The sequence below is a fragment of the Vibrio sp. HM8-C genome (assembly GCF_058630515.1).
Map to the genome: position 1 here is coordinate 84,604 of NZ_JBMMKS010000009.1, position 22,047 is coordinate 106,650.

Annotated in this window: 23 protein-coding genes; 11 read left to right on the top strand and 12 right to left on the bottom strand. The window is 43.5% G+C overall.

Annotation, left to right across the window (positions count from 1 at the left end; genetic code table 11):
• The first annotated feature begins 103 nt into the window (after positions 1 to 103).
• From coaBC to lpxM, 4 genes are all read left to right on the top strand, one after another.
• Entirely contained in the window at positions 104 to 1,336 is a 1,233-nt protein-coding gene (gene coaBC / locus ACOSVQ_RS11970; RefSeq protein ID WP_491982785.1) for a bifunctional phosphopantothenoylcysteine decarboxylase/phosphopantothenate--cysteine ligase CoaBC, read from the top strand.
• Positions 1,337 to 1,469: 133 nt separating this feature from the next.
• Positions 1,470 to 2,060, top strand: a complete 591-nt coding sequence (gene slmA, locus ACOSVQ_RS11975; protein WP_042488100.1) for a nucleoid occlusion factor SlmA — start codon at positions 1,470 to 1,472, stop codon at positions 2,058 to 2,060.
• 5 nt (positions 2,061 to 2,065) lie between these two features.
• Positions 2,066 to 3,013, top strand: coding sequence for an LpxL/LpxP family Kdo(2)-lipid IV(A) lauroyl/palmitoleoyl acyltransferase (gene lpxL / locus ACOSVQ_RS11980; protein ID WP_491982786.1), 948 nt, complete (start codon positions 2,066 to 2,068; stop codon positions 3,011 to 3,013).
• 16 nt (positions 3,014 to 3,029) lie between these two features.
• Entirely contained in the window at positions 3,030 to 4,031 is a 1,002-nt protein-coding gene (gene lpxM / locus ACOSVQ_RS11985; RefSeq protein ID WP_491982787.1) for a lauroyl-Kdo(2)-lipid IV(A) myristoyltransferase, read from the top strand.
• A gap of 43 nt (positions 4,032 to 4,074) precedes the next feature.
• On the opposite strand, the gene pyrE is transcribed toward lpxM, so the two are convergent.
• Complete coding sequence (gene pyrE / locus ACOSVQ_RS11990; RefSeq protein ID WP_491982788.1) at positions 4,075 to 4,722, bottom strand: orotate phosphoribosyltransferase; 648 nt, start codon at positions 4,720 to 4,722, stop codon at positions 4,075 to 4,077.
• Between the two features lie 74 nt (positions 4,723 to 4,796).
• Positions 4,797 to 5,519, bottom strand: a complete 723-nt coding sequence (gene rph, locus ACOSVQ_RS11995; RefSeq protein WP_491982789.1) for a ribonuclease PH — start codon at positions 5,517 to 5,519, stop codon at positions 4,797 to 4,799.
• A 219-nt stretch (positions 5,520 to 5,738) separates the two neighbouring features.
• Here rph and ACOSVQ_RS12000 point away from each other — a divergent pair, with 219 nt between their 5' ends.
• Positions 5,739 to 6,605, top strand: a complete 867-nt coding sequence (locus ACOSVQ_RS12000) for a YicC/YloC family endoribonuclease (RefSeq protein ID WP_491982790.1) — start codon at positions 5,739 to 5,741, stop codon at positions 6,603 to 6,605.
• 295 nt (positions 6,606 to 6,900) lie between these two features.
• A complete protein-coding gene (locus tag ACOSVQ_RS12005) occupies positions 6,901 to 8,601 on the top strand; it encodes a sensor domain-containing diguanylate cyclase (RefSeq protein WP_491982791.1) in 1,701 nt (566 codons plus the stop codon).
• Between the two features lie 6 nt (positions 8,602 to 8,607).
• Here ACOSVQ_RS12005 and ACOSVQ_RS12010 read toward each other — a convergent pair whose 3' ends face one another.
• From ACOSVQ_RS12010 to ACOSVQ_RS12025, 4 genes are all read right to left on the bottom strand, one after another.
• Complete coding sequence (locus ACOSVQ_RS12010; RefSeq protein ID WP_491982792.1) at positions 8,608 to 9,195, bottom strand: YhgN family NAAT transporter; 588 nt, start codon at positions 9,193 to 9,195, stop codon at positions 8,608 to 8,610.
• 111 nt (positions 9,196 to 9,306) lie between these two features.
• On the bottom strand, positions 9,307 to 9,543 hold the full coding sequence (locus tag ACOSVQ_RS12015) for a YecH family metal-binding protein (RefSeq protein WP_491982793.1): 237 nt from the start codon (positions 9,541 to 9,543) through the stop codon (positions 9,307 to 9,309).
• A 95-nt stretch (positions 9,544 to 9,638) separates the two neighbouring features.
• Positions 9,639 to 10,283, bottom strand: coding sequence for a lysoplasmalogenase (locus ACOSVQ_RS12020; protein WP_491982868.1), 645 nt, complete (start codon positions 10,281 to 10,283; stop codon positions 9,639 to 9,641).
• An 898-nt stretch (positions 10,284 to 11,181) separates the two neighbouring features.
• Positions 11,182 to 11,550, bottom strand: a complete 369-nt coding sequence (locus ACOSVQ_RS12025) for a DUF4145 domain-containing protein (protein WP_491982794.1) — start codon at positions 11,548 to 11,550, stop codon at positions 11,182 to 11,184.
• A 190-nt stretch (positions 11,551 to 11,740) separates the two neighbouring features.
• Between ACOSVQ_RS12025 and ACOSVQ_RS12030 the strand changes: the two genes are divergently transcribed.
• Positions 11,741 to 12,085 carry a DUF2500 domain-containing protein gene (locus ACOSVQ_RS12030; RefSeq protein WP_491982795.1) on the top strand — a complete coding sequence of 115 codons (345 nt, stop codon included), beginning with the start codon at positions 11,741 to 11,743 and terminating at the stop codon, positions 12,083 to 12,085.
• A 34-nt stretch (positions 12,086 to 12,119) separates the two neighbouring features.
• On the opposite strand, the gene ACOSVQ_RS12035 is transcribed toward ACOSVQ_RS12030, so the two are convergent.
• From ACOSVQ_RS12035 to ACOSVQ_RS12060, 6 genes are all read right to left on the bottom strand, one after another.
• Positions 12,120 to 13,133, bottom strand: a complete 1,014-nt coding sequence (locus ACOSVQ_RS12035) for an acyltransferase (RefSeq protein ID WP_491982796.1) — start codon at positions 13,131 to 13,133, stop codon at positions 12,120 to 12,122.
• A 212-nt stretch (positions 13,134 to 13,345) separates the two neighbouring features.
• Positions 13,346 to 14,563 (bottom strand): organoarsenical effux MFS transporter ArsJ, encoded by a 1,218-nt coding sequence (gene arsJ, locus ACOSVQ_RS12040; protein WP_491982797.1) that lies wholly within the window; start codon positions 14,561 to 14,563, stop codon positions 13,346 to 13,348.
• A 49-nt stretch (positions 14,564 to 14,612) separates the two neighbouring features.
• The gene (locus ACOSVQ_RS12045) at positions 14,613 to 15,140 is read right to left on the bottom strand and encodes a cyclin-dependent kinase inhibitor 3 family protein (RefSeq protein WP_491982798.1); all 528 of its coding nucleotides are present in this window, start codon (positions 15,138 to 15,140) and stop codon (positions 14,613 to 14,615) included.
• Positions 15,140 to 16,144 (bottom strand): ArsJ-associated glyceraldehyde-3-phosphate dehydrogenase, encoded by a 1,005-nt coding sequence (locus ACOSVQ_RS12050; protein WP_491982799.1) that lies wholly within the window; start codon positions 16,142 to 16,144, stop codon positions 15,140 to 15,142. The genes ACOSVQ_RS12045 and ACOSVQ_RS12050 overlap by 1 nt, the downstream gene beginning before the upstream one ends.
• A gap of 78 nt (positions 16,145 to 16,222) precedes the next feature.
• Entirely contained in the window at positions 16,223 to 16,561 is a 339-nt protein-coding gene (locus tag ACOSVQ_RS12055) for a metalloregulator ArsR/SmtB family transcription factor (RefSeq protein ID WP_491982800.1), read from the bottom strand.
• A 126-nt stretch (positions 16,562 to 16,687) separates the two neighbouring features.
• Entirely contained in the window at positions 16,688 to 17,914 is a 1,227-nt protein-coding gene (locus ACOSVQ_RS12060) for an EAL and HDOD domain-containing protein (protein ID WP_491982801.1), read from the bottom strand.
• 296 nt (positions 17,915 to 18,210) lie between these two features.
• On the opposite strand from ACOSVQ_RS12060, the gene ACOSVQ_RS12065 reads away from it, so the two are divergent.
• The 4 genes from ACOSVQ_RS12065 to ACOSVQ_RS12080 all read left to right on the top strand — a co-directional run bounded on the left by ACOSVQ_RS12065 (position 18,211) and on the right by ACOSVQ_RS12080 (position 22,030).
• Positions 18,211 to 19,212 (top strand): alpha/beta fold hydrolase, encoded by a 1,002-nt coding sequence (locus tag ACOSVQ_RS12065; RefSeq protein ID WP_491982802.1) that lies wholly within the window; start codon positions 18,211 to 18,213, stop codon positions 19,210 to 19,212.
• Positions 19,213 to 19,361: 149 nt separating this feature from the next.
• Positions 19,362 to 20,189, top strand: a complete 828-nt coding sequence (locus ACOSVQ_RS12070) for a Cof-type HAD-IIB family hydrolase (RefSeq protein ID WP_491982803.1) — start codon at positions 19,362 to 19,364, stop codon at positions 20,187 to 20,189.
• Between the two features lie 167 nt (positions 20,190 to 20,356).
• Complete coding sequence (locus tag ACOSVQ_RS12075; RefSeq protein ID WP_491982804.1) at positions 20,357 to 21,382, top strand: COG3650 family protein; 1,026 nt, start codon at positions 20,357 to 20,359, stop codon at positions 21,380 to 21,382.
• An 18-nt stretch (positions 21,383 to 21,400) separates the two neighbouring features.
• Positions 21,401 to 22,030, top strand: a complete 630-nt coding sequence (locus ACOSVQ_RS12080) for a tRNA-uridine aminocarboxypropyltransferase (protein ID WP_491982805.1) — start codon at positions 21,401 to 21,403, stop codon at positions 22,028 to 22,030.
• Positions 22,031 to 22,047: the final 17 nt, after the last annotated feature.

The following is a 22,047-nucleotide window of genomic DNA, read 5'->3' on the forward strand; positions in this document are numbered from 1 at the left end:
TACTCTCATATATTTGTTTAGTGTGAAAGCTCTAAATCACTCGACTCATACATATTCTGGGAGTTGTGCTAACATAACCCGCAGATTTTTTGAGGAATCCAGAATGCAAACTTTGGCAGGAAAGAAAATTCTGCTTGGCATTAGCGGGGGCATTGCCGCCTATAAATGCGCAGAATTAACGCGACGTTTGATTGAGCGTGGCGCACAAGTTCAAGTGGTAATGACTGACGCAGCGCGCGAGTTTATCACGCCTCTTACTATGCAAGCCGTATCCGGTAACCCTGTGTCTTACAGCTTGCTTGACCCAACAGCAGAAGCATCAATGAGCCACATTGAGCTGGCAAAATGGGCAGACTTAGTTTTACTTGCACCAGCAACCGCAGATCTTATTGCTCGCATGGCTGCTGGTATGGGTAATGATTTATTGACGACTTTAGTACTGGCAACAGATGCTCCTATTGCGGTCTCACCTGCGATGAATCAGCAGATGTACGGCAACCTTGCGACTCAAGAAAACCTCGTCACTCTGGCTCGTCGTGGAGCGATGATTTGGGGCCCTGCTTCTGGTCAACAAGCTTGTGGCGATGTAGGTAAAGGCCGCATGTTAGAACCGATGGATCTGGTTCATCACTGTGAATCATTCTTTGATTCAAAGCCGCTATCTACTGAAAAACCGTTAGCTGGAAAACGCATACTGATCACCGCTGGTCCAACTCGTGAAGCACTTGATCCGGTTCGTTACGTGACTAATCACAGTTCTGGAAAAATGGGATTTGCAATTGCAGACGCAGCCGCAAAAATGGGCGCGCAAGTCACATTAGTTTCAGGGCCAGTAAGTTTAGCGACGCCTGACCAAGTAAAACGAGTCAATGTGCAAAGTGCTCTGGAAATGCATGCATCTGTGATGCAAGAGGCAACAGAACATGATGTTTTTATTGCTTGCGCAGCGGTTGCTGATTACCGCCCAGAACAAGTAGCAGAACAGAAAATCAAGAAAACGGGTGATAATGACACTCTGACTATCACTATGGTGAAAAACCCAGATATCGTCGCTTCGGTTGCCGCTCTGACAGAAAAACGTCCGTTTACTGTTGGTTTCGCAGCTGAAACACAAAATGTTGAGCAATATGCTCGAGGTAAACTAACAAACAAAAACCTCGATATGATTTGTGCTAATGATGTGTCGGTTGAAGGGCAAGGTTTTAATAGTGATGACAACGCATTAACCGTATATTGGCAACAAGGGGAACAAACGTTGCCACTAACAAGCAAAGCTGAGCTTGCTAACGCATTAATGCTATTGATCAACAGCTTCATCAGTAAAACAAATAGCTAAACGCAAATCGTAGGTGGGCAATACAACACCTACTTCCTCTTAAAATAATCTCGAACTTACGAGGCAATGGCGTCTATTCCACGCAACCATTGCCTCGTTATTAGCAGTGATAACCAGAAGGAAGATACGGGTTATGGCCGGCAATAAAAAAACTAATCGCCGCGAAGAAATTCTCCAAGCTCTTGCTGAAATGCTTGAGTCAAACGAAGGTGCATCACGCATCACGACCGCGAAACTCGCCGCTCAAGTGGGTGTGTCCGAGGCCGCTTTATATCGCCACTTTCCAAGCAAAGCGCGCATGTTCGAAGGTCTTATCGAGTTTATTGAAGAGTCTTTAATGTCTCGCATTAACCGTATCGTTGATGAAGAGAAAGACACTCTCAATCGCATTCGTTTAGTGATGCAACTTATTCTGGCTTTCTCAGAACGTAACCCTGGCCTGACAAGAATTTTGTCCGGACATGCTCTAATGTTTGAAAATGAGCGTCTGCGTGACAGAATTAACCAACTGTTTGAACGAATTGAAACCTCTTTGCGCCAAATCCTGCGAGAACGTAAAATTCGTGAAGGCAAATCATTCCCAGTAGACGAAAAAACACTAGCCGCCCAGTTGCTCGGCCAAGTTGAAGGCAGTTTGAACCGTTTCGTACGTTCCGACTTCAAATACCAACCAACCGAAAACTTTGAAGAATACTGGGCATTACTCAGCGCACAAATTAAGTAATCACAATGAGCACAAAAAGACCCGGCAAACCAGAGTTCTCTATGTCCCTACTGCACCCGAAATATTGGGGTGTATGGTTCGGATTCGGACTACTGGCTCTCACTGTCAACTTATTACCCTACCCTCTGTTGCTGAAACTCGGCCACGGTATTGGGGCTTTTGGCATGCGTTTCGGTAAGAAACGGGTCTTTATCGCCAAGCGTAATTTGGAGCTCGCCTTTCCAGATATGTCTGAAGAACATATCGATAAAATGGTACTCGAGAACTTCAAGAATACAGGTATGGCACTGATCGAAACGGGTATCACTTGGTTTTGGCCTACTTGGCGATTTAAGCGTATTTTGGAAGTGAAAGACGTCTCAGTCATGCGTAAACACGCTGAACAAGGTAAGGGCGTATTGCTGTGCTGTGTACATGCTCTGAACCTAGAAATCACCGCTCGCGCGTTTGCTGTCATTGGTCTCGGTGGCTTTGGTGCTTATCGTCCTCACAGCAACCCTGCGTATGAATTCATTCAGTACCGAGGTCGCACACGTAATGGCAACCAGCTGATTTATCGTACTGATCTGAAAAAGATGATTCGCGTACTTCGCCAAGGAGAGCGTCTATTTTACTTACCAGACCAAGACTACGGTCATAACAAATCTGTTTTCGTTCCCTTCTTTGCAGTAGAAGAAGCGTGTACGACAACTGGCACTAGCATTCTGGCATACACTAGTAAGTGTGCCATTATACCGGGCTCCGGCTTTAGAAATTCACAAGGCAAATACGAGCTTATAGCTGATAAATCAATTGAGGATCATTACCCTCAACAAGATGAAAAAGCTGCAGCAGCCTACATGAATAAATTTGTTGAAGAGATTATACTTCGCGCCCCAGAACAGTGGATGTGGCTTCATAAGCGTTTTAAATCGCTACCAGATGAAACACAAACCAATGCCCGATACCAATAAATAAAAGGTTCTGCTCGTGAGCGATAACGACAACAGCATCAATAAATACTTACACAATCCCACTTTTGAGTGGTCTTTTCTGCATCCTAAGCATTGGGGGACATGGATAGGTATCGCATTCGCGGCGCTGTTTGCTTTTATGCCTGTATCATGGCGTGACGGATTAGCACGTAAACTTTCTAAATTTGCCATTAAGAAAAATGGTCGAGTGGTTCGTCGTGCTCGCGTTAACTTGGCTTACTGTTTCCCAGAAAAATCCGAGCAAGAACGCCAAGAGATCCTAGAAGAGACATTTGTTAAAGCTGCTCAGTATATGCTTGGTTATTCAGAGTTTTTGGCTCGTTCAACCAAACATAACCAAAATCGCGGCGTGATGATTGGCGAAGAGAACCTGTTGCCGCTTCTGGATGCGGGTGAAAAGGTGATCATACTTGCTCCACATGCTTGGGCTGTTGATTATCCAGCCGTAATGCTGGCAGCGAAAGGTTATAAAGTCACAACGATTATGAAGCCTCAGCGTAACCCTATCGGTGACTGGTTAATGCAGGTTCAGCGTATGCAGTATGGTGGCCGTATCTTCGCACGTGAAGCAGGGGTTAAACCGTTTGTTCGTTCAATAAAAGACGGTTATCTAGGTTACTGGTTACCGGATGAAGATTTCGGTGAAGCGAACTCAGTTTTTGTCCCTTTCTTCGGTACAGAAAAAGCAACCTTAAAAGGCTTTGGCAAAATGGCTCGCCTTTCTAAAGCGAAAGTCGTTCCAGTGTTGCCTGCGTACAACGACAAAACTCAAAAATATGAAGTTCATATATTGCCTGCGCTTGAAAACTTCCCAAGTGGTGATGAAGAGACCGATGCACGTGCAATGAACCAAGCGATTGAAGACTTAGTTCGTCCTCATCCTGAACAGTACATGTGGCAGTTGTCGCTGCTAAAAACTCGCCGTGATGGCATTGAGATTTACGACAACTCTCATGATGGTGACCAAGAAAGACCGTTACCACCGACTCAAAACTAAAAAAGCCCCGTTAGGGGCTTTTTCATATCTATCACGCTATCAATTAAGCATTGATACCATACTCAGCGCGGTAAGCTTTCACTGCATCTAAGTGCTCGTTGTTGGTACCCTTCTCTTCAAGGTAAGTCACAAGGTCAGTTAAGCTCACGATTGAAACCACGGCACAACCGAAATCACGTTCCACTTCTTGAATTGCAGACAACTCGCCTTTGCCTTTTTCTTGGCGGTCAATAGCAACCAACACGCCCGCCAAATCAGCACCGTTCGCTTTGATGATTTCCATTGACTCGCGAATCGCAGTACCAGCAGTGATCACGTCATCCACCAACATAATGCGGCCTTCTAGTGGGCTACCCACTAAGTTACCGCCCTCACCGTGGTCTTTCGCTTCTTTACGGTTAAAACAATAAGGCGTATCCACATCATGGTGATCAGCCAATGCCACCGCAGTTGTAGTCGCAATTGGAATACCTTTGTATGCAGGACCAAACAGCACATCGTAATCAATACCAGAATCGACTAACGCAGCCGCGTAAAAGCGACCTAGGCGAGCCAAATCACGACCAGTATTAAACAGACCAGCATTAAAAAAATATGGGCTCTTACGGCCTGATTTCAAAGTAAACTCACCAAATTTCAGCACCTGTTTCTCTAGGGCAAACTCTATAAATTCACGCTGGTATGCTTTCATTTTTCTCTTCTCTTCCGTAGTTACTAAAAAACGTTACTTAAAAAAATAGCCCCCAATTGGGAGCTATAAAAACATTATTCCGATTCTGCCAGAGCTAATTTCTGAACCTGAACGATATCGGCAATACCTTTCTTGGCAACAGCCAGTAAATCAAGTAGCTGCTCATGGCTAAACGGTTCGCCTTCGGCAGTACCTTGAATTTCAATCATCTTGCCTTCTTCAGTCATGACAACGTTCATGTCCGTGTCTGCTGCAGAATCCTCTACATACTCAAGGTCACACAGTACGTCATCACCTAAAATGCCTACAGACACAGCGGCTACATGGCCTTTCATTGGGTTCTTTTTCAGACGACCGTCAGCAACCAATTTAGTAAACGCATCCGCCAGCGCAACACTTGCACCAGTAATTGATGCTGTACGAGTACCACCATCAGCTTGGATAACATCACAGTCAACGGTGATCATCACTTCTGGCATCGCTTCTAAATCCACAACCGCACGTAAGCTACGCGCAATCAGACGTTGGATTTCCATAGTACGACCGCCCTGTTTACCACTAGTAGCTTCACGACGAGTACGTGAGTGCGTCGCACGTGGCAACATACCGTATTCTGCTGTTACCCAGCCTTTACCCTGACCTTTCAACCAGCGTGGCACTCCCTCTTCAACGCTCGCGTTGCAAAGCACTTTAGTATTGCCAAATTCAACTAACACTGAGCCTTCTGCATATGCCGTGTACTGACGTGTGATTTTAATTGGACGAACTTGATCTGCAGCACGATTGTCTGGACGCATAAGGTATCTACCTGTGTTATGGAAACAAAGCGGTGTTAATGAAACTAAGTCCGTAAAAACTCAGTCGGTAACCGAAATTTATTGGGCGAAGATTATATAGGAATTCCAATTCAGTTCCTAGGTTTGAATCTTCAACAACGAGATTCGCGCTCACCTATCGGTAAGATTTGTATGCTACTATTAGCGCTAATTAATCAGCTTAATACCAAGGAAACACTGATGATTTACAGTATGACTGCGTATGCACGCAAAGAAGTCAAAGGCGACTGGGGAAGCGCCGTTTGGGAAATTCGTTCGGTAAACCAACGTTACCTAGAAACCTACTTCCGCTTACCAGAACAGTTTCGTAGCCTAGAGCCTGTATTGCGTGAGCGTTTTCGTCAGAGTTTAGCGCGCGGTAAAGTCGAGTGTAATCTGCGTTTTGAAGCGAATCCAGCAGCGCAAAGTGAGCTAAGAATCAACGAAGCATTGGCACATCAGGTGATCAAAGCTGCAGGTCAGGTTATGCACATGACTGGCGAACTGACTCGTATTAACCCATTCCAAGTGATGCAATGGCCAGGTGTGATGGAAACGCCTGAGCAAGATATGGATGCGATTAACCAGACTCTTTTAGAAGCATTCGACGAAGCGGTAAAAGAGTTTATTGAAGCTCGTGGTCGTGAAGGCGAAAACATGAAGGAGTTGATTGAGCAGCGTCTTGTGGCTATCAGTGATGAAGTCGTCAAAGTTCGTGCTCGCATGCCTGAAATTCTGCAGTGGCAACGTGAGCGTCTGTTCAATAAGTTTGAAGAAGCAAAAGTTGAGTTAGACCCAACGCGTGTCGAGCAAGAGCTTATTCTCCTTGCTCAAAAGTCAGATGTAGCTGAGGAGCTAGATCGCTTAGATTCTCACGTGAAAGAAGCACGTAATGTGATGAAAAAAGGTGGTTCTTGTGGTCGCAAGCTGGACTTCATGATGCAAGAGTTCAACCGTGAATCAAACACCTTAGCGTCTAAATCTATCAGCACAGATATCACCGCTTCTGGTGTTGAGCTGAAAGTGCTTATCGAGCAAATGCGCGAACAAATTCAGAACATAGAATAAGGCTTTCTATTGTTTCTGTCGGTTTCAAAGCCGTCTTCAAAGCCCCTAAAAATGGGGCTTTTTTGTTTTTTGAGGCTTTTGTTTTACCCCAGTAGTGTGATTACAAATGGTGACGCGTTTGGTGACTAAGGATCAAAATATATTAACGATACCTTAGAACATGAATGTCAAATAGAGAGCGGATATTTCAGCCAGATCAAACTTTAGAAAGCTGGTCATTGTTCAAATGGTGACTTGTAAGCAACTTCTGACATACTGTATGGCACTTGTGTAAGAAATTATTAATAACGTCAAGATGCTAGAACTGCGCCTATTCTTAATACTGCTGATGATATGCAGTGCATTCTCCGCCAATGCTCAAAGTTCTATCATTAAATGGAGTGAAACCACTTCATCGCTCACTGACTTTCAAATGGATTACTTTGTTGATAGCTCTGAGAGCATGTCCATCAATCAGGTTATGCAACAAACGTTTATTCCTTCACCAAACAAAATCTCTTTGGGTACCAAAGCAAAGCATACCTGGGCTCGAATTAAGATCGTCAATACGAGTGCTGGTCCAAGAACTGTCTATCTTCATCACCCTTACGCCTATCACAATAGACAAGTTGGTCTTTATGAAGTGGTCGATAACAACGTAAGAAAAGCGCGCATTTTGGATCTGGACAATCCGGATACTTACGTTTGGATATACGGCGGAGCCGCCGTGTTCAATATTGACCTATTACCTGGACAAACAAAAACGCTGTACGTCGACAGCGTTTCATTTTCCCATCAATGGTTTTCAATCAACCTCTACGATGATGAATTTTCGCAAAGAGCTTTGTTAGGCAGCTTTACAGATATAGCGTTATTAACGGGCATGTTGATTGCGCTAATCATCTATAACCTGCTGCTGTATGTTTACTCGAAGCAAACGGAAAACCTTTATTATGCGTGCTACCTCATTTCAGCCGCTATATGGATAGCACTATCCTATGGATTGCTTGCAGAGCTGTTCGACTTTTACGGTTCGAAAACGCTTCATTGGCATTTAACGTTAATGGCAATGCCAATGTTCTTAATTTTATTCATGATGAATATCTTTGAAACGCGTCAGCAATATCGAAAAGAACATTTAGCCTTGTTGGTTATCCTGTGCTTGCTAGCGGGAGAGTTTATTTATGGCTTAATTGATATTCTTGGGGCGCTTCGTTATTCAAGCATGCTCGCTGGCTTGATGATATTAACGACGCTTTCTGTCAGTATCTCACTCGTAGTTAGAAAACATCCACTTGCGTGGTATTTCTTAATTGGTCATGGGTGTTTCGTTGGCTTTAACGGGGTTGCCGTTCTCTACTATCAAGGAAGAATTGAGTTTACCTACATCACTAGCCACGGTGTGGGTATCGGTATCATGCTGGAAGCCTTAGTATTGGCACTTATCATTGCTTATCGAATTCGTCTGCTCGAAGAGATTAAAGCTTCTCAAGAAGAACTTAAACATCAAGCTGCAACTGACCCTCTAACCTTGTTATACAACCGCCGACATTTCCGACTTGAAGCCGAGAAAGCTTATCTTCAGGCAAGATTGTATCAATCGCCTATGGCAGTCATCATCTGTGACATCGATTTTTTTAAACAGGTAAATGACCAACATGGACACGCAACAGGCGATAAAGTCATTATTGAAGTCGCGAACATACTAAAGCAGCACGCTCGTAAAAGTGACATTACCGCCCGATATGGTGGCGAAGAATATATTATGTTGCTGCCGAATACGGATATCAAAGACGCTGAAACTTGTGCAGAAAGAATTCGCAAAGCGGTCTCTCACCTCACCGTCAATGAAGGTGGGCAAACATTATCTGTGACAATTAGTTTGGGAGTCTCTTCCGTCGCCCTGAGTCAACCGCTAGAACAATCGATTAAAATTGCAGATGAAGCTCTATATCAAGCCAAAGATAGTGGCAGAAACAGCGTCCATGTCAGCACAAGAGAAATTGTAGAGCTTTAAGTAGCTCTACATACCAACATAACTTTTAATACCGTCTAGGAACATCTGGGTGGAAATCATCACCAGTAGCAAGCCCATCAGTCTCTCTACCGCTTTCAAGCCTCGCTCACCAAGTATTTTATGGAAGAAGCCATTGAACATAAGAATAATGGAAGTACCAGTCCAAGCGATCATCACAGCTGCAGATAACTCGAACAACTGCGTTGGGTTTTGACTGGAAAGAAGCAACAACGTCGCAATCACGGTTGGGCCAGCAATTAATGGAATCGCTAGGGGCACAATAAACGGCTCTTCACCTGCGGCTAAACCAGTAATACTGCCAGCACTAGGGAAAATCATTTTAATCGCGATGATGAAAAGAATAATACCGCCCGAGATGCTCAATGTTTCTGGCTGGACATGCAAAAAGTCCATGATCGACTGACCAGCAAATAGGAACAACATTAAAATCGCGAGAGCAAATAGCATTTCACGAATCAGAACAATACGTCTGCGTTTCGCATCAATGTGTTTCAGGATCGACAGAAAAATAGGCAGGTTGCCCAATGGATCCATGATTAGAAATAACAATGTTGCTGCAGATAAGATGTCCATAGTGCCTCAGAGTAAATAAGCATAATGGCGCAGTATATCAACGTACCTTAGATTTGACGATTAAGAACAATCGTAGCCAGACGAGCGAAAACTCTGGCACTAGCACATTGATTAATGCTGACAGATTTCTGCCTGATTGAGATACCACACACCATCTTTTATTAACACTTTTTGCTGAGCTTGAAAGAAAGCCAGTAGAGCATCGACATCCATACTATCGAGCTTACAAGTATGAAAAAGCGCTTTTGACCCGAATTCTGTAATAACAAATTGACGTAGCTGCTCTTCAGTCATTGGCTGAACCTTCAACTGGTTCAGAATTTTATGGGCATGTACTTGCTGTTCCACCGTGATTCTCCAATAGGCTGTTAGGATTTAACATCTAAATAATGGAGTAACAGCTTATCTCTGTTATGAATGGCGAGTGTTGATTTAAAACAGCCTTAAATCAGTACTGACGCAACAATTAGCAATTGAGCCAACAAATAACTGCCACCGATTAGGGCTTTTCCATAGCGCAGCGGTTGGCGATAGTCATGAATTGCCAAAACGATGGCAGAGACGATAAAACTCAGGCTACCGACAAAACCAAGCAACGAAGCATGCGATGGATTAGTAATCCACACCTCTCCAGAAGCCCATGTCATTTGCAGTAACATCATCCCCATGATGGTGACAGGGAAAATAAGCGTATCGATTTGAGGTAATAAGAGAAAAAAAGCAACGATACTTGCAGCAATAAGCAAAGCAGGTAACCACCAAACCATAGGTCCGGTTAGTTGAATCCAAAACGCTTTACTATAAAAGAGTTGCACAACGAGGAAAGCACTAAAACAAGCTTTCGCCTGTTTTTGTCGAATTCGATAAATATCTGCAACGACCGAAACAACCAAACCGGCAAGAATCCATAAGGATGCTACCGACCAATCATTCTGATCATTACCTGTTACCAACAATAACAGCATCAACGATAACAGACCTAAACACAGTGTGTTGAATACCACCGCCAGTTTCGTTTTATTGCTTTCAAACGCAGATATGCTGATAAATCCAGATATTACAGCCGAAATCCAGCCCAACATGCCTATACCTCATTAACAATCTGCCGCCAGTGTAGAGAGGTTAGATCGGATGTCCAGAAATGAAAGACAAAAATTGGATCTTGATTGTGATTCATTATCTACGTGATGCAGTTCTCATCCAATCCAACCACCTCACTCTATAACCCTCAGAACTATTAAACATCAAACTTCCGGCAATAACAAAGATAAACAAGACCTAACAGTAAACTCACAAAGAAAAACAATATAGCAAACGTTTGCTTAATTGAAATAAAAACAAAAAAAACAAACATATACCAATTTAAATACAATAACTTAAAAAACAAACCCCATAAAAAGCACACAACAAAACCATATAATGATAAAACACAAAGTTAGAGCCAATTAATACAGAATTATCATCAAATTGTAATTATTAATGAGAATAAATATCAACAAAAGAACAAGAATCACAACAAACCATGACAAAAGTAAGATAGACAACACAATCAAAACCAAACTACCCACAGAATAAGTAAACATAAATAGAGCAGTGATAAACCACATATATATTAATACATTTCATATAGTTAAAACAAAATAGACCAATAATAAACCAAAAAGGTGATTATATGAACGCACCAAAAACACACATAAACCTCACCAAAAAAGCGCACATTTGGCAGGTTAAAGTTATTATTTTAAGCAACTACCAAAGAATGTGTTGATCAAGCCAATAAATTAGTGCTAATCTAAATCCACAGGTGAATAGGACAGAATAGGAGCAGTGTTATGATTTCTTCATCTCAGAAACAAGGTTTAGTAATGATCGCAGTAATCGTTGGCTTAATGACACTGCCAATGATGTACTAACCTAATGTTATACAAATAAAAAAGGACGCCATAGCGTCCTTTTTTATTTTCAGTTTTCAAGAAAAACCGACCATTATTGTATGTGTTTACTCAACTCTTCCCAATGGATGTAGTAGAAGGTAAGCGCTAAAACTGTCATGAACATGACTAGCGAAATTACAATTCTCCATACAAAACGACTACTACGAGGTGTGAGTTCTTTTTCACACTCATTGCAGACGGATAAAAATGCTCTGCGATCTTCGAGCTTATAGCGATCTTCATGAACAACTTTGTTGCGGATGGTTGCAACAAAACGCAGCTTAGCAATGACATCATGAGGCAAACGCTCTTCACAGCTAGTGATTAATTGATGTAAGCCTTTACCTCGCGCGTGGTATTGCTCACGCAATAGTCTTTCTAATTTCCGAGTGCGAAGAACAACTTGTTCTATGTCTGACATCGAAGTTCTCCCTTTAAAATCACCATCAGTCGACTGTTCATTTATTCATATTCTATTTATACGTAGGACACTTAAGTATTAGCAAAGACCAATAACAAAGTGTGAAGTGCGCCGAAAAAATAAGACCAATCAACGCGCTACATCCCTTTTATAACGTTACGCAACTTCAAAAATCAAACGAATACGTACAATGAAACCGTCATTTTGTTCTAGGAGTCACTATGCAGATTACTTTACTTGCAACACTTATCACCTTGCTTGTAGTTCTCGATTCTACCGTCGCCACATGCAAGGTGAAAATGCACCAGAGAAACAAGCACTAGTGACTATTCTCGATAAGCAGTCTATTGCGGTAGACAATCCTTTCATTGGAGAAGACGACCAAGAGTTTTGGATTTACGTTCAAAAAGGTCGAATCGGTCCAAAACGTGAGTTCCAAGTAGGTGTTCATTACTTTCACGCTATTAATCCGGGCGACAAAGGCATACTCACTTATCGAGGAACTCAATTCATCCATTTTGCCTTACAGCGTTAAATCAACGATTAACAATAAACGTCCAAGATAATTATCAAGGTAACAGCCAGCGAGTCTTGGACGATTGAGACAGTAGCCAACTCACAGCCAGAGCACCTGCTCCACTAATAATTATCCACATAGGTATAACCCAAGCAGGGTGCCCTTGATACCATCCAAATTCCTTCATCGGCCAAAGGAAGATTGGGTGAAGTAAATAAATCCCTAAACTATGCTGGCTTATCACTGCGACCACTTTCTTAGCCCCTTCTGACAGTGATTCGCCAACCGCTCTGCACACCACAAAAACCATACTTGCTGCTATCACAACGTTAAGCGTTTTGTAAGAGAACCATCTTCCAACGCTGTATTCGCCATTTGCCAGACTAAGTTCCACCACAGAATTCACAGTAAAATAGAAAGAGATCCCACCAAGAATCACGGCTGCTCCAACCGTGAGAGGATTCATCGGTAGCTTTTTATAAAGCAGATACCCAAGTGGTAAATAACCGGTGTACAGCCAAATCTCATAACTCCAAGGCCCATCAATATGGAACAAGAATAAGGTTGTGGTAATGAGCCATAATCCAAGATACACATACCACGCTGTATCGTCGGTGCTCTTCATCAGCCATTGCAGTACTGGAATAACAAAATAGAGAGGAATGAAATAGTAGAAAAATCCCAGATGGTAATAGGTTTCATGATGTGGGCTGTTTTTCAGGACATCAGCAGCAATCGCAGAGTCGAAACCCTCAGCACTCCAGCCTGAAAGATAGGCATAAAACAGGGACCAAACGATAAACGGAACCAAAACCTTACCTAGTCGTCGTTTTACATAATAGCCAAAGTCAAAAGGTCGTGTATCACTGAGCATTAGAGCACCAGAAATCAAAATAAACACGGGGACAGCCCAGCGCGTCATCCCGTTTACTGTAACCGCTGTGAGCCATTCACCATAAGGAATTGAGTTTTGTAGCTCTCGATAAGGCGCTAAAACATGGATCGCAATAACTGCCACCGCAGCAACACAGCGCATCAAATCAAAAAATATTACTCGTTTGCTCATTCAACGATTCTCTCTAGCCAATCTGCACTCGAAACCATTTTTCATTTACAACTATAAAGCACAATTAAAATAATACGTCAGTCAGTGGTAAACATTAGCCAAGGTTACACTTATTGAATATCACTTTGTTGAGTAACAAGAACATTGACGTAAAAAAGCCCTCCAACGAGGGCTATGAAATAGAGATGGTAAGACTAGATCATTCAGCAACGCTAGTTCGCGAGTCTTGGCAGTCTCAAGGAGATAATGGTAGTCAGAACCAAGAACGCTAACGATACCCATAAACAAGCGGCTAATCCGCTGACCTGAAAAAGGTAACCAGACAAAATGGTTCCAATTAAACGTCCCATCGCATTGGCCATGTAGTAAAAGCCAACATCAAGAGAAACACCATCACCTTTTGCATAACTGACGATAAGATAAGAGTGCAGAGACGAGTTAACGGCAAATACGGCGCCAAACAACATCAAACCAATCACGATTACCCACTGAGGATGCCAGTTTTGGCTGATACCTAAAGCCACAGCCGCTGTTACGATACTTAATCCAAGAGCCCAGCGAAACGCGGCATGACCATCGGGCACTCTGCCCTGCGCTTTACCAGTAATTCTCGGTGCTTGGCTTTGTACAACTCCGTAACCAATAACCCATAAGGCAAGGAAACCGCCTACCCACAGATGATCCCACTCGAACACGGTTCCAAGATAAACAGGAAGTGCAACCACAAACCAAACGTCACGAGCACCAAACAGAAACATGCGCGCTGCGGAAAGAATGTTGACCGTAGGAGATTTGGAGAAGATCTCAGAAAACTTCGGTTTGTTCTTTGCCTTACCGAGCTCTTGTTTTAAACCAGTAAGACTACCGAACAACACCAGAACTAGCACGGCGGCCATAAGCAGTACCGCACCTTTAAAGCCCAGTGTCGTTAGCAATAAACCGCCAAGGAAGAAACCCAAGCCTTTGAGAGCATTTTTCGAGCCGGTTAACACCGCAATCCAGCGATAGAGAGCGCCTTGCTGCTCATCAGGAACTAATGTCTTAATCGCACTTTTTGCGCTCATTTTATTGAGGTCTTTAGCAATGCCCGACAAAGCTTGAGCCGCCATAACCCAAGGAATGGTCAACCATGTGGCAGGAACCGCGAGCATCAGCAGCGCAACGATTTGCATCGCAAGACCGATATTCATGGTTCTGTTGAGCCCTAACCTCGCGCCTAACCACCCTCCAATCAGGTTGGTTACCACGCCAAAAAACTCGTAGAACAAGAACAATGAGGCAATCGCTAATGTGCCGTATCCCAATTGATGGAAATACAACACCACCAGCATTCTCAACGCGCCATCCGTAAGAGTGAAGTTCCAGTAATTAAACGTCACTAACATGTATTGGCGGATCGACGAATCCAAATTTGAAATCACTTTCAACATAATACTGATCCAAAGAGAGCTTTGGGATCATAATGATCCCAAAGCTAAATTAGCTGATCACCGCGGCTACATGTTCAATATACTCACGTTGTTCCGGCTTGGTAAATGCCCCCGGACGCAATGCTTGAACCTGAGAAATAATCGTTTCAAGCTCCCAGTTCATATCCAGCAGAAGATGTGCAGCGAGCAAACCAGTACGACCCGAACCGCCCATGCAGTGAAGTGCCACTTTGTCGCCTTTTTTGAGAAGGCTACGAAGCTGCGGGCTCACGCTTGGCCAGTGCTCTGCAAACATTTCATCCGGCACGGCATCATCTTCAATCGGTAGATGAATCCAAGAAATACCGTTGGTTTGTGCGATATTGCCCAGCTCCTCAACATGCTTTTCATGCATCTCTTCACGAGTAATTGCCGTGACAATCGCTTTTACACCACTCTCTTTTAGCTGCTGAATGCTTTCCGTCAAACCTAACTCTTTAGTGCCAGGACACGGCATCAATACTAGCGCGGAAGACTCTACAGATAGCTCCCAAGTTGGGTGCACTTTTGTTGAACTAGACATTGTTGAATTCGTCATTATTGTGCCTCTCCTACTTTACGTACCAACTCTGCCGTACGGGTTGCGTAGCCCATTTCATTGTCATACCAAGCATAGATTTTCACCATGCGAGTACCCACAACCATGGTTGATAACGCGTCAACGATGGTAGAGCGTTGGTCGCCACGGTAATCGATAGATACTAGAGGTTTTTCTTCAAAGCCTAGAATGCCTTTTAGCTCACCTTCAGAGGCTTCTTTTAGCAGAGCATTCACTTCTTCCGCTGTGGTATCACGTTTCACGTCGAAAATGATGTCCGTCAGTGATGCGTTAGCAAGTGGTACACGCACCGCATGACCATTAATCTTTCCTGCTAGTTCAGGGAAGATTTCAACAATCGCGGTTGCACTGCCCGTTGTGGTTGGAATTAGGCTCATACCACATGCACGAGCACGACGTAGGTCTTTATGTGGCGCATCAAGGATGGTTTGAGTGTTAGTTAAATCGTGAATGGTAGTGAAAGACGATTGCTCGATACCGAGTTTCTCGTGAATAACTTTGACCACTGGCGCAATACAGTTAGTGGTACAGGAAGCAGCCGTCACAATACGGTGCTTTGCAGCATCAAAGATATGGTCGTTCACACCAACAACGATGTTAGCAATACCGTCTTCTTTCACAGGAGCAGAAACCACAACGCGTTTTACGCCTTGCTCTAGGTATTTATTCAGGAATGATGTCTTACGATGCACACCCGTTGCTTCAATCACAACATCACAACCAGACCAGTCAATCGCAGCGATATCACGCTCTTGAGTGGTTTTGATTCTCTGGTCACCAATCACAATTTCGTTGCCTTCTGCTGCAACTTCGTGGTGCCAGCGTCCTTGGATAGAGTCAAACTCCAATAAGTGCGCCAGTGTTGCGGCATCGCCCGCGACATCGTTAATTTGCACGAACTCAAGCTCTGGCCAATCGTACGCTGCGCGCATTGCAAGTCTTCCAATACGGCCAAAGCCGTTGATACCTACTTTAATCGTCATTCTATTTTCCCCAATTCTTGTAAAAATAAGCTTTTTTAATCAATTCATTTAAAATCAAGTCATTTAACAGCAAGTCGTTTAACAGCAAGACGGTCTGTCCGACATATCACTCAAACGCTGTGTGTCGACGCTGTATTGCTGCTGCAAACAGTTTGATTGCTTCAAACCGTCAATAATCTTGTTCAACCAGCCAGGTAGCTGATCTGATACCTTGTAATACACCCACTGCCCTTGGCGCTCGTCAATCAAGACACCAGACTGACGCAGCTGTGCTAGATGACGAGAAATTTTCGGCTGACTCTCGTCAAGTGCATGAGTTAATTCACACACACATAGCCTTTGCTCACGTGCGATGAGCAATAAACATCTCATTCGTGTTTCGTCGGCGAGAAGTTTGAAAAACTGATGAGGTAACATCGTTATCTCCCACATATACGGATATGCAGATATATTAGATATAAAAAAGCACGCGTCAATGCGCGTGCCGTTACTGTCATCAAAAATTCATGTTTCAACTTATTACTGTTTAGATCTATCTTCTACTTAGATTAAGTTGCTTGTTTCGTGACTCCAACGCTGCGCCTCGTTTAGATCACGAGTTACATCTTCATATTGAAGGCCAAGTAACTCACAGTAATTCTGCACGCCTTGCCAATCGGCTTTTTCAAAGCATTCTTCAAGGTTCAGCAACTCCCCAAATGGCCCTAAACGCTTGTTGAGCGCATCTTTTACAGATTCAGTGAGAGGCAATTGATCAACAATAATGTCGAGTGAAATATCGAGTAGCGCATCTAACACAGAGAACAAGCCAATCAAAAACGCCTGATCTTTATGTTCGGTGAACTTACGTCGAATCGCCATTAATTGGCAGAATTGCGCACGTTGTAAAGAGAGGTTGTAAAGCTCTTTCGGTTTATGTGTGGAGATATACGAAGCGACCGCCAATGAGACGAATATCTTAAGTCTATCCTGACCTAGATAAACCAATGCTTGGCGAAAAGATGAAATAGGCACTTCTAATCGCTCTGTCATGCTGTTTACAAAACGCAATAACTTGTAAGAAAGCGCCACATCTTTCGCCACCAGTTGTTCAACGCGATCAAAATTCACATGCTCTTTGCACACTTCTTGGAAAAGCTGCATAGCAATAACATGCTTTGGACTTACATAGCGCTGTTTGATGATTTCCGGTTTACTGAAAAAATAACCTTGGAAAAAGCGAAATCCCGCTTCGCGAGCGGTGCGAAACTCTTGCTCGGTTTCTACTCTCTCAGCCAGATAGCGTTTGCGACTACCGCTAGCGAGTTGCTTTTTCACCATCGCACATGCGGCATCAATTCCCATCGCCATGATATCGAGCTTAATAATGTGCACGTATGGCAGAAATCGCTCCCATTCTGGGGAATAGACAAAGTCATCCAGTGCAACTAAATAGCCTTTGCCATGCAATTCCATAATCGCTTCCAACAGTTCGTCGGTTGGTCGGCAAGTTTCCAGAACTTCAATAACGATTTTTTGCTTTGGCAGCGTGAGAGGCAATCTACGGATAAGACTGTTGTATGGAAAGTTGATGAAGCAACGAGAATTCTCAATCGCAGGATTGGTGCCAATCGAAAGGAAGTTTTCAACAATTAAGCGATAAGTAGCACGGTCAGCATCCACATGCTGAGGAAAACTATTCTGCTCGCCATCACGAAACAGCAATTCATACCCTAGGGTATGTCGCTTCGAGTTCATAATCGGCTGTCGTGCTACATAAGTGGTATTCATATTATCTTCAACGATTACAGATAAGCTAAACACAATAAGTGCTCAGTATTGCATCACTACTCATAACTATAGAACCAAACGAGCTGGGTGATACGACTCTATGTGATCAATCAGTAACTCTCTAATACCGAAGCTAAAATTGATAACAAAATTGCTTTATTTTTACTCTCCACAAGGGCAATAAAAATAACATCTATACCCCTAAAAGCAAGTAGGCTAATTGATTGCAATTCCGCCTAACTCCCTTATTCTTAACATTCAATTTCAGAGAGAACGGGCTTTCTAGCACGTAAATTATGATCCAAACAAATACAAGCTGTCACTCTTATACTCAAGAGTCAAACTTTTCCCAACGAATCGAAAATGAAATCAAAACGTTGTGGGAACAAAGACAAGAAGGTTTCCTGCAATCTTTTGATAAAAAACAACTTTTTTGGTGTCAAATCACATCACCACAGCACACCAAAGCAATTGTTGTCGTCAATGGCAGAATTGAATCTTGCTGGAAGTACCAAGAACTGTTTTACGATTTGTTCCAACAAGGCTATGACATTTATTCTTTTGACCATCGCGGACAAGGTTTGTCAGCTCGATTAATTGACAACAAACAGATGGGATATGTGGAAGAATTTCAGAATTATCTGATAGATATGAATGATTTGATTGCGCATTTTAACCTCACCCGTTACGAGCAACGTTTCTTACTGGCGCACTCAATGGGAGGCGCGGTAACAGCTCGCTATTTACAAACCCATCCAAACCATTCTTTTGATGCGGTGGCGTTTAGCGCTCCGATGTTCGGTATTAACGTTCCATGGCAAATTCGACCAATCGCCATTACGCTGACTCAGGTACTCGCAGCTACAGCAAGTAAACCGACCTATGCTCCTGGCTACAGTGACTACTATCCCAAGCCATTTGAAGATAACCCACTGACTCAATGTGAAGTGCGCTACCGTTGGTTTAGAGAATTATATGAACAAAAACCAGAACTGAAACTGGGTGGTCCTAGTACACGCTGGGTCTGGCAAAGCTTGATGGCTGCCAAACAATGCATTCAGCTGACACGACAAATCACTATCCCAACTTTAGTGTTGCAAGGTGGTAAAGACACCGTGGTGAGTAATGCCGCGCAGATAAAGTTCGTTACCCGCCTAGCGAGAACCAATCCAAACAGTGAGCTGTTAATGATTCACGATGCAAAGCACGAAATTCTGTTTGAGAAAGATGAATTTCGTAACCAAGCACTGGACGCAACACTGAAACACTTCGAAAAAGTGGCGAAGAGTCCGAATTAAGCAATTTTGTATAAAAATGTCTGTCTGAGAACAAATAGGGAAATGACTGATAAAAAGGTTTTCCCTCTTTTTTCGATCTTTTTTGACATACACTTAAGCCCAATAAACAAGCAACTGATATCAACATCTGACGTAGTAAAGAGAGCAACATGAGCGTAGTAAGTAACGAAAACCCAATCAAAATCGTAGCTTCTGATCTGGATGGCACCCTGCTAGCACCGGACCACAAGCTCAGTGCTTTCTCAAAGAAAACGCTAAAAGAACTGCATGCAAAAGGCTTTACTTTCATTTTCGCAACAGGTCGTCACCATGTTGATGTTGCCGGTATTCGTGAAATCGCTGGAATTCCGGCGTATATGATCACCTCTAACGGTGCTCGCGTGCATGACCAAAACGATGCGCAGATGTACAGCAAAAACGTCCCACAAGAATTGGTTCAAGCGATTGTTGATTTAGTCAAAGATGATGAGCGAATCGTCACTCATATTTACCGCAACGATACTTGGTTGATGAGCCGTGAAGACGAGGCGCTACGCGCTTACCACAACGAATCAGGTTTCCATTATCAGCTGTTTGATATCAATAATGCGCCTAACGATGGCATCGCAAAAGTCTTCTTCACTAATGAAGACCACGACCATGAAATGCTTGTTGTGTATGAAAATCTGATCAACGAAAAATTCGCAGGTCTAGTGAACGTTGCATTCTCTACCCCATATTGCTTGGAAGTGATGGGCGCTGGTGTTTCAAAAGGCGACGCTCTTAAAGCTGTGGCGGAATCTTTAAACCTGACGTTGGAAAACTGTATCGCATTTGGCGACGGCATGAACGACGTAGAGATGCTATCAATGGCAGGAAAAGGTCTGGTTATGGGTACTGCCCATGAAAAAGTGATGAAAGCACTACCTGAAGTCGAAGTGATTGGCAGCCACGCGGATGATGCTGTCGCTCACTACCTGCACGATCATCTGTTCTAACTTTCAGAGCTGTTTTAAAGCGCTCTGAAAGTTAAACGTTTTAAAGAGTCCCCCTACTCTTTAATCAGGCAGCCATCGCTGCCTGTTTTTTTGCCTGCTATTCAGATTTCAATCATGGATATGCCATAATCAAGTCCGTTCGTTTTCTGTCTCAAGGAAAAGCAACCATGAAGGTGCTGATTACCCCAATAGCTATTCTCGCCGCTTGTCTTTTGCAAGCGTGTTCAACAACATCCTCTGCACCGGAGTCAACACAAAATAGCTTGAAAGCCAGCTTAGATCAGCCTTCAAGCATTAAACCGCAAACGTTCATCGTACGTGGCGAAGTAGTGATCGGAAATGACACGCGAACATTCACGCCTTGCGGAAGCAATCAACAATTCCTGCTTGAGATACCTGCATCATTAACTCAAGAAGCGATGAAAGTATCGAACTCCCCTTATCAGGCGATGTATGGAGAGCTGATTGGGCATTTAACACCGCCAAGCAAAACCAGCTATAAGGGTGATTACATTGCCAAATTTGTGGTTGAGAACATCAATATTATCAGTGCAGAAAACCCTAAACGCTGCCAAAAACCTCTCGCACCAACTACAGCTTTTGGTAATGAACCTAACTGGGCAATGAAGATAGGCAAAGACAAATTATCGTTCCAACCTATGGGCGAAGAGCCGCAGATCACCACCTTAAAAGGCAGTGAGATTTCACCAGCCACCCGCCATTACCAATTCAAGGGCGGCGAACTTACTCTTGCACGTCAAACCTGTACCGACAGCATGAGCGACAGTTTGTACGGTTGGTCTTCAAACCTTACATTAGCAAATCGCAGCTACACAGGCTGTGCAACTTTAGGTAACAGTGACCCAACGCTATCGTGGGTTGGAGACTACTTTGCCAGCTCTACACAAAATACCAACTTCAGTGTCACGCTTACATTAGACAGTGACCACACTGCTACCACTCAATACACCTACAATAATGGCGAACCAGCGATCATTGAAAAAGGGTATTGGCAACAACTCAGCCAAACACAGGTACAGGTGGTCATGACACGCCACCAGCAGCAATACTTAGTCTCAGAGCGTATTTTTACCAAGCAAGACAAGCAGATTATTGCTGAAAAAGAACGTGTTGGTACGGTTGTCTATCCAATCGCAAACGGCGGGTTAGTTCTATTTTCCGCAAAAGAATAGCGCTCAGTAGGTTTTCGAATGTCATCAACGTCTAAGTCGCTAAATACGTCACCGACTTCAAACTCAGCGTGTCCAAGCTGCGGATTGCAATGGCAATGTGTCTGCCAGTCTATCCCCAAAATCAGTAGCGACTTACCCTTGTCGCTGCTGATGCATGAAAACGAATATCTGCGAGATACCAACACTGGCAAATGGCTGCTTGCAGCCCTGCCTTTGTGCCAAGCGTTCAAATGGAGTCGAGTGGAAAAAAGCGCTGCACTCGATGAGAGAATCCACAACAAAGATTATCTCTCTTTTCTGGTTTACCCGAGTGAAGAGAGTATTCCTTTGCAGCAAGCGTTAGATTCAGCCAAACAACACAATAAAACCGCTCACTTTATTATTCTTGATGGCACTTGGCAGGAAGCGAAGAAAATGGAGCGTAAAAGCCCTTGGCTTGATAATTTGCCAAGAGTGCATCTCACACCAACGCAGCTTTCCAACTACCAGTTGAGGCGCAATCAAAGTGAGGGACATCTCTGTACGTTAGAAGTAGCCAGTGAAATTCTGGCACTGCATGGCAATGCTGCCCAAGCGCAACTATTGAATAACTTTCTTACTTATTTCAGCAGGGTTTTTCAGGCAGATAAAAGCGGACACGTCCTTTGATGTTCGCTTTATCGTGT

What these genes read in the sequence shown, in the direction of transcription:
- ACOSVQ_RS12050 (WP_491982799.1), bottom strand. Translation starts at nt 16,144, where the DNA reads ATGACGATTAAAGTAGGTATCAACGGCTTTGGCCGTATTGGAAGACTT.
- ACOSVQ_RS12035 (WP_491982796.1), bottom strand. Translation starts at nt 13,133, where the DNA reads ATGAGCAAACGAGTAATATTTTTTGATTTGATGCGCTGTGTTGCTGCG.
- ACOSVQ_RS12045 (WP_491982798.1), bottom strand. Translation starts at nt 15,140, where the DNA reads ATGACGAATTCAACAATGTCTAGTTCAACAAAAGTGCACCCAACTTGG.
- ACOSVQ_RS12030 (WP_491982795.1), top strand. Translation starts at nt 11,741, where the DNA reads ATGAAACCGTCATTTTGTTCTAGGAGTCACTATGCAGATTACTTTACT.
- ACOSVQ_RS12005 (WP_491982791.1), top strand. Translation starts at nt 6,901, where the DNA reads ATGCTAGAACTGCGCCTATTCTTAATACTGCTGATGATATGCAGTGCA.
- slmA (WP_042488100.1), top strand. Translation starts at nt 1,470, where the DNA reads ATGGCCGGCAATAAAAAAACTAATCGCCGCGAAGAAATTCTCCAAGCT.
- ACOSVQ_RS12055 (WP_491982800.1), bottom strand. Translation starts at nt 16,561, where the DNA reads ATGTTACCTCATCAGTTTTTCAAACTTCTCGCCGACGAAACACGAATG.
- ACOSVQ_RS12070 (WP_491982803.1), top strand. Translation starts at nt 19,362, where the DNA reads ATGAGCGTAGTAAGTAACGAAAACCCAATCAAAATCGTAGCTTCTGAT.
- lpxL (WP_491982786.1), top strand. Translation starts at nt 2,066, where the DNA reads ATGAGCACAAAAAGACCCGGCAAACCAGAGTTCTCTATGTCCCTACTG.
- ACOSVQ_RS12000 (WP_491982790.1), top strand. Translation starts at nt 5,739, where the DNA reads ATGATTTACAGTATGACTGCGTATGCACGCAAAGAAGTCAAAGGCGAC.
- ACOSVQ_RS12025 (WP_491982794.1), bottom strand. Translation starts at nt 11,550, where the DNA reads ATGTCAGACATAGAACAAGTTGTTCTTCGCACTCGGAAATTAGAAAGA.
- arsJ (WP_491982797.1), bottom strand. Translation starts at nt 14,563, where the DNA reads ATGTTGAAAGTGATTTCAAATTTGGATTCGTCGATCCGCCAATACATG.
- rph (WP_491982789.1), bottom strand. Translation starts at nt 5,519, where the DNA reads ATGCGTCCAGACAATCGTGCTGCAGATCAAGTTCGTCCAATTAAAATC.
- pyrE (WP_491982788.1), bottom strand. Translation starts at nt 4,722, where the DNA reads ATGAAAGCATACCAGCGTGAATTTATAGAGTTTGCCCTAGAGAAACAG.
- coaBC (WP_491982785.1), top strand. Translation starts at nt 104, where the DNA reads ATGCAAACTTTGGCAGGAAAGAAAATTCTGCTTGGCATTAGCGGGGGC.
- ACOSVQ_RS12060 (WP_491982801.1), bottom strand. Translation starts at nt 17,914, where the DNA reads ATGAATACCACTTATGTAGCACGACAGCCGATTATGAACTCGAAGCGA.
- ACOSVQ_RS12080 (WP_491982805.1), top strand. Translation starts at nt 21,401, where the DNA reads ATGTCATCAACGTCTAAGTCGCTAAATACGTCACCGACTTCAAACTCA.
- ACOSVQ_RS12065 (WP_491982802.1), top strand. Translation starts at nt 18,211, where the DNA reads ATGATCCAAACAAATACAAGCTGTCACTCTTATACTCAAGAGTCAAAC.
- ACOSVQ_RS12075 (WP_491982804.1), top strand. Translation starts at nt 20,357, where the DNA reads ATGAAGGTGCTGATTACCCCAATAGCTATTCTCGCCGCTTGTCTTTTG.
- ACOSVQ_RS12010 (WP_491982792.1), bottom strand. Translation starts at nt 9,195, where the DNA reads ATGGACATCTTATCTGCAGCAACATTGTTATTTCTAATCATGGATCCA.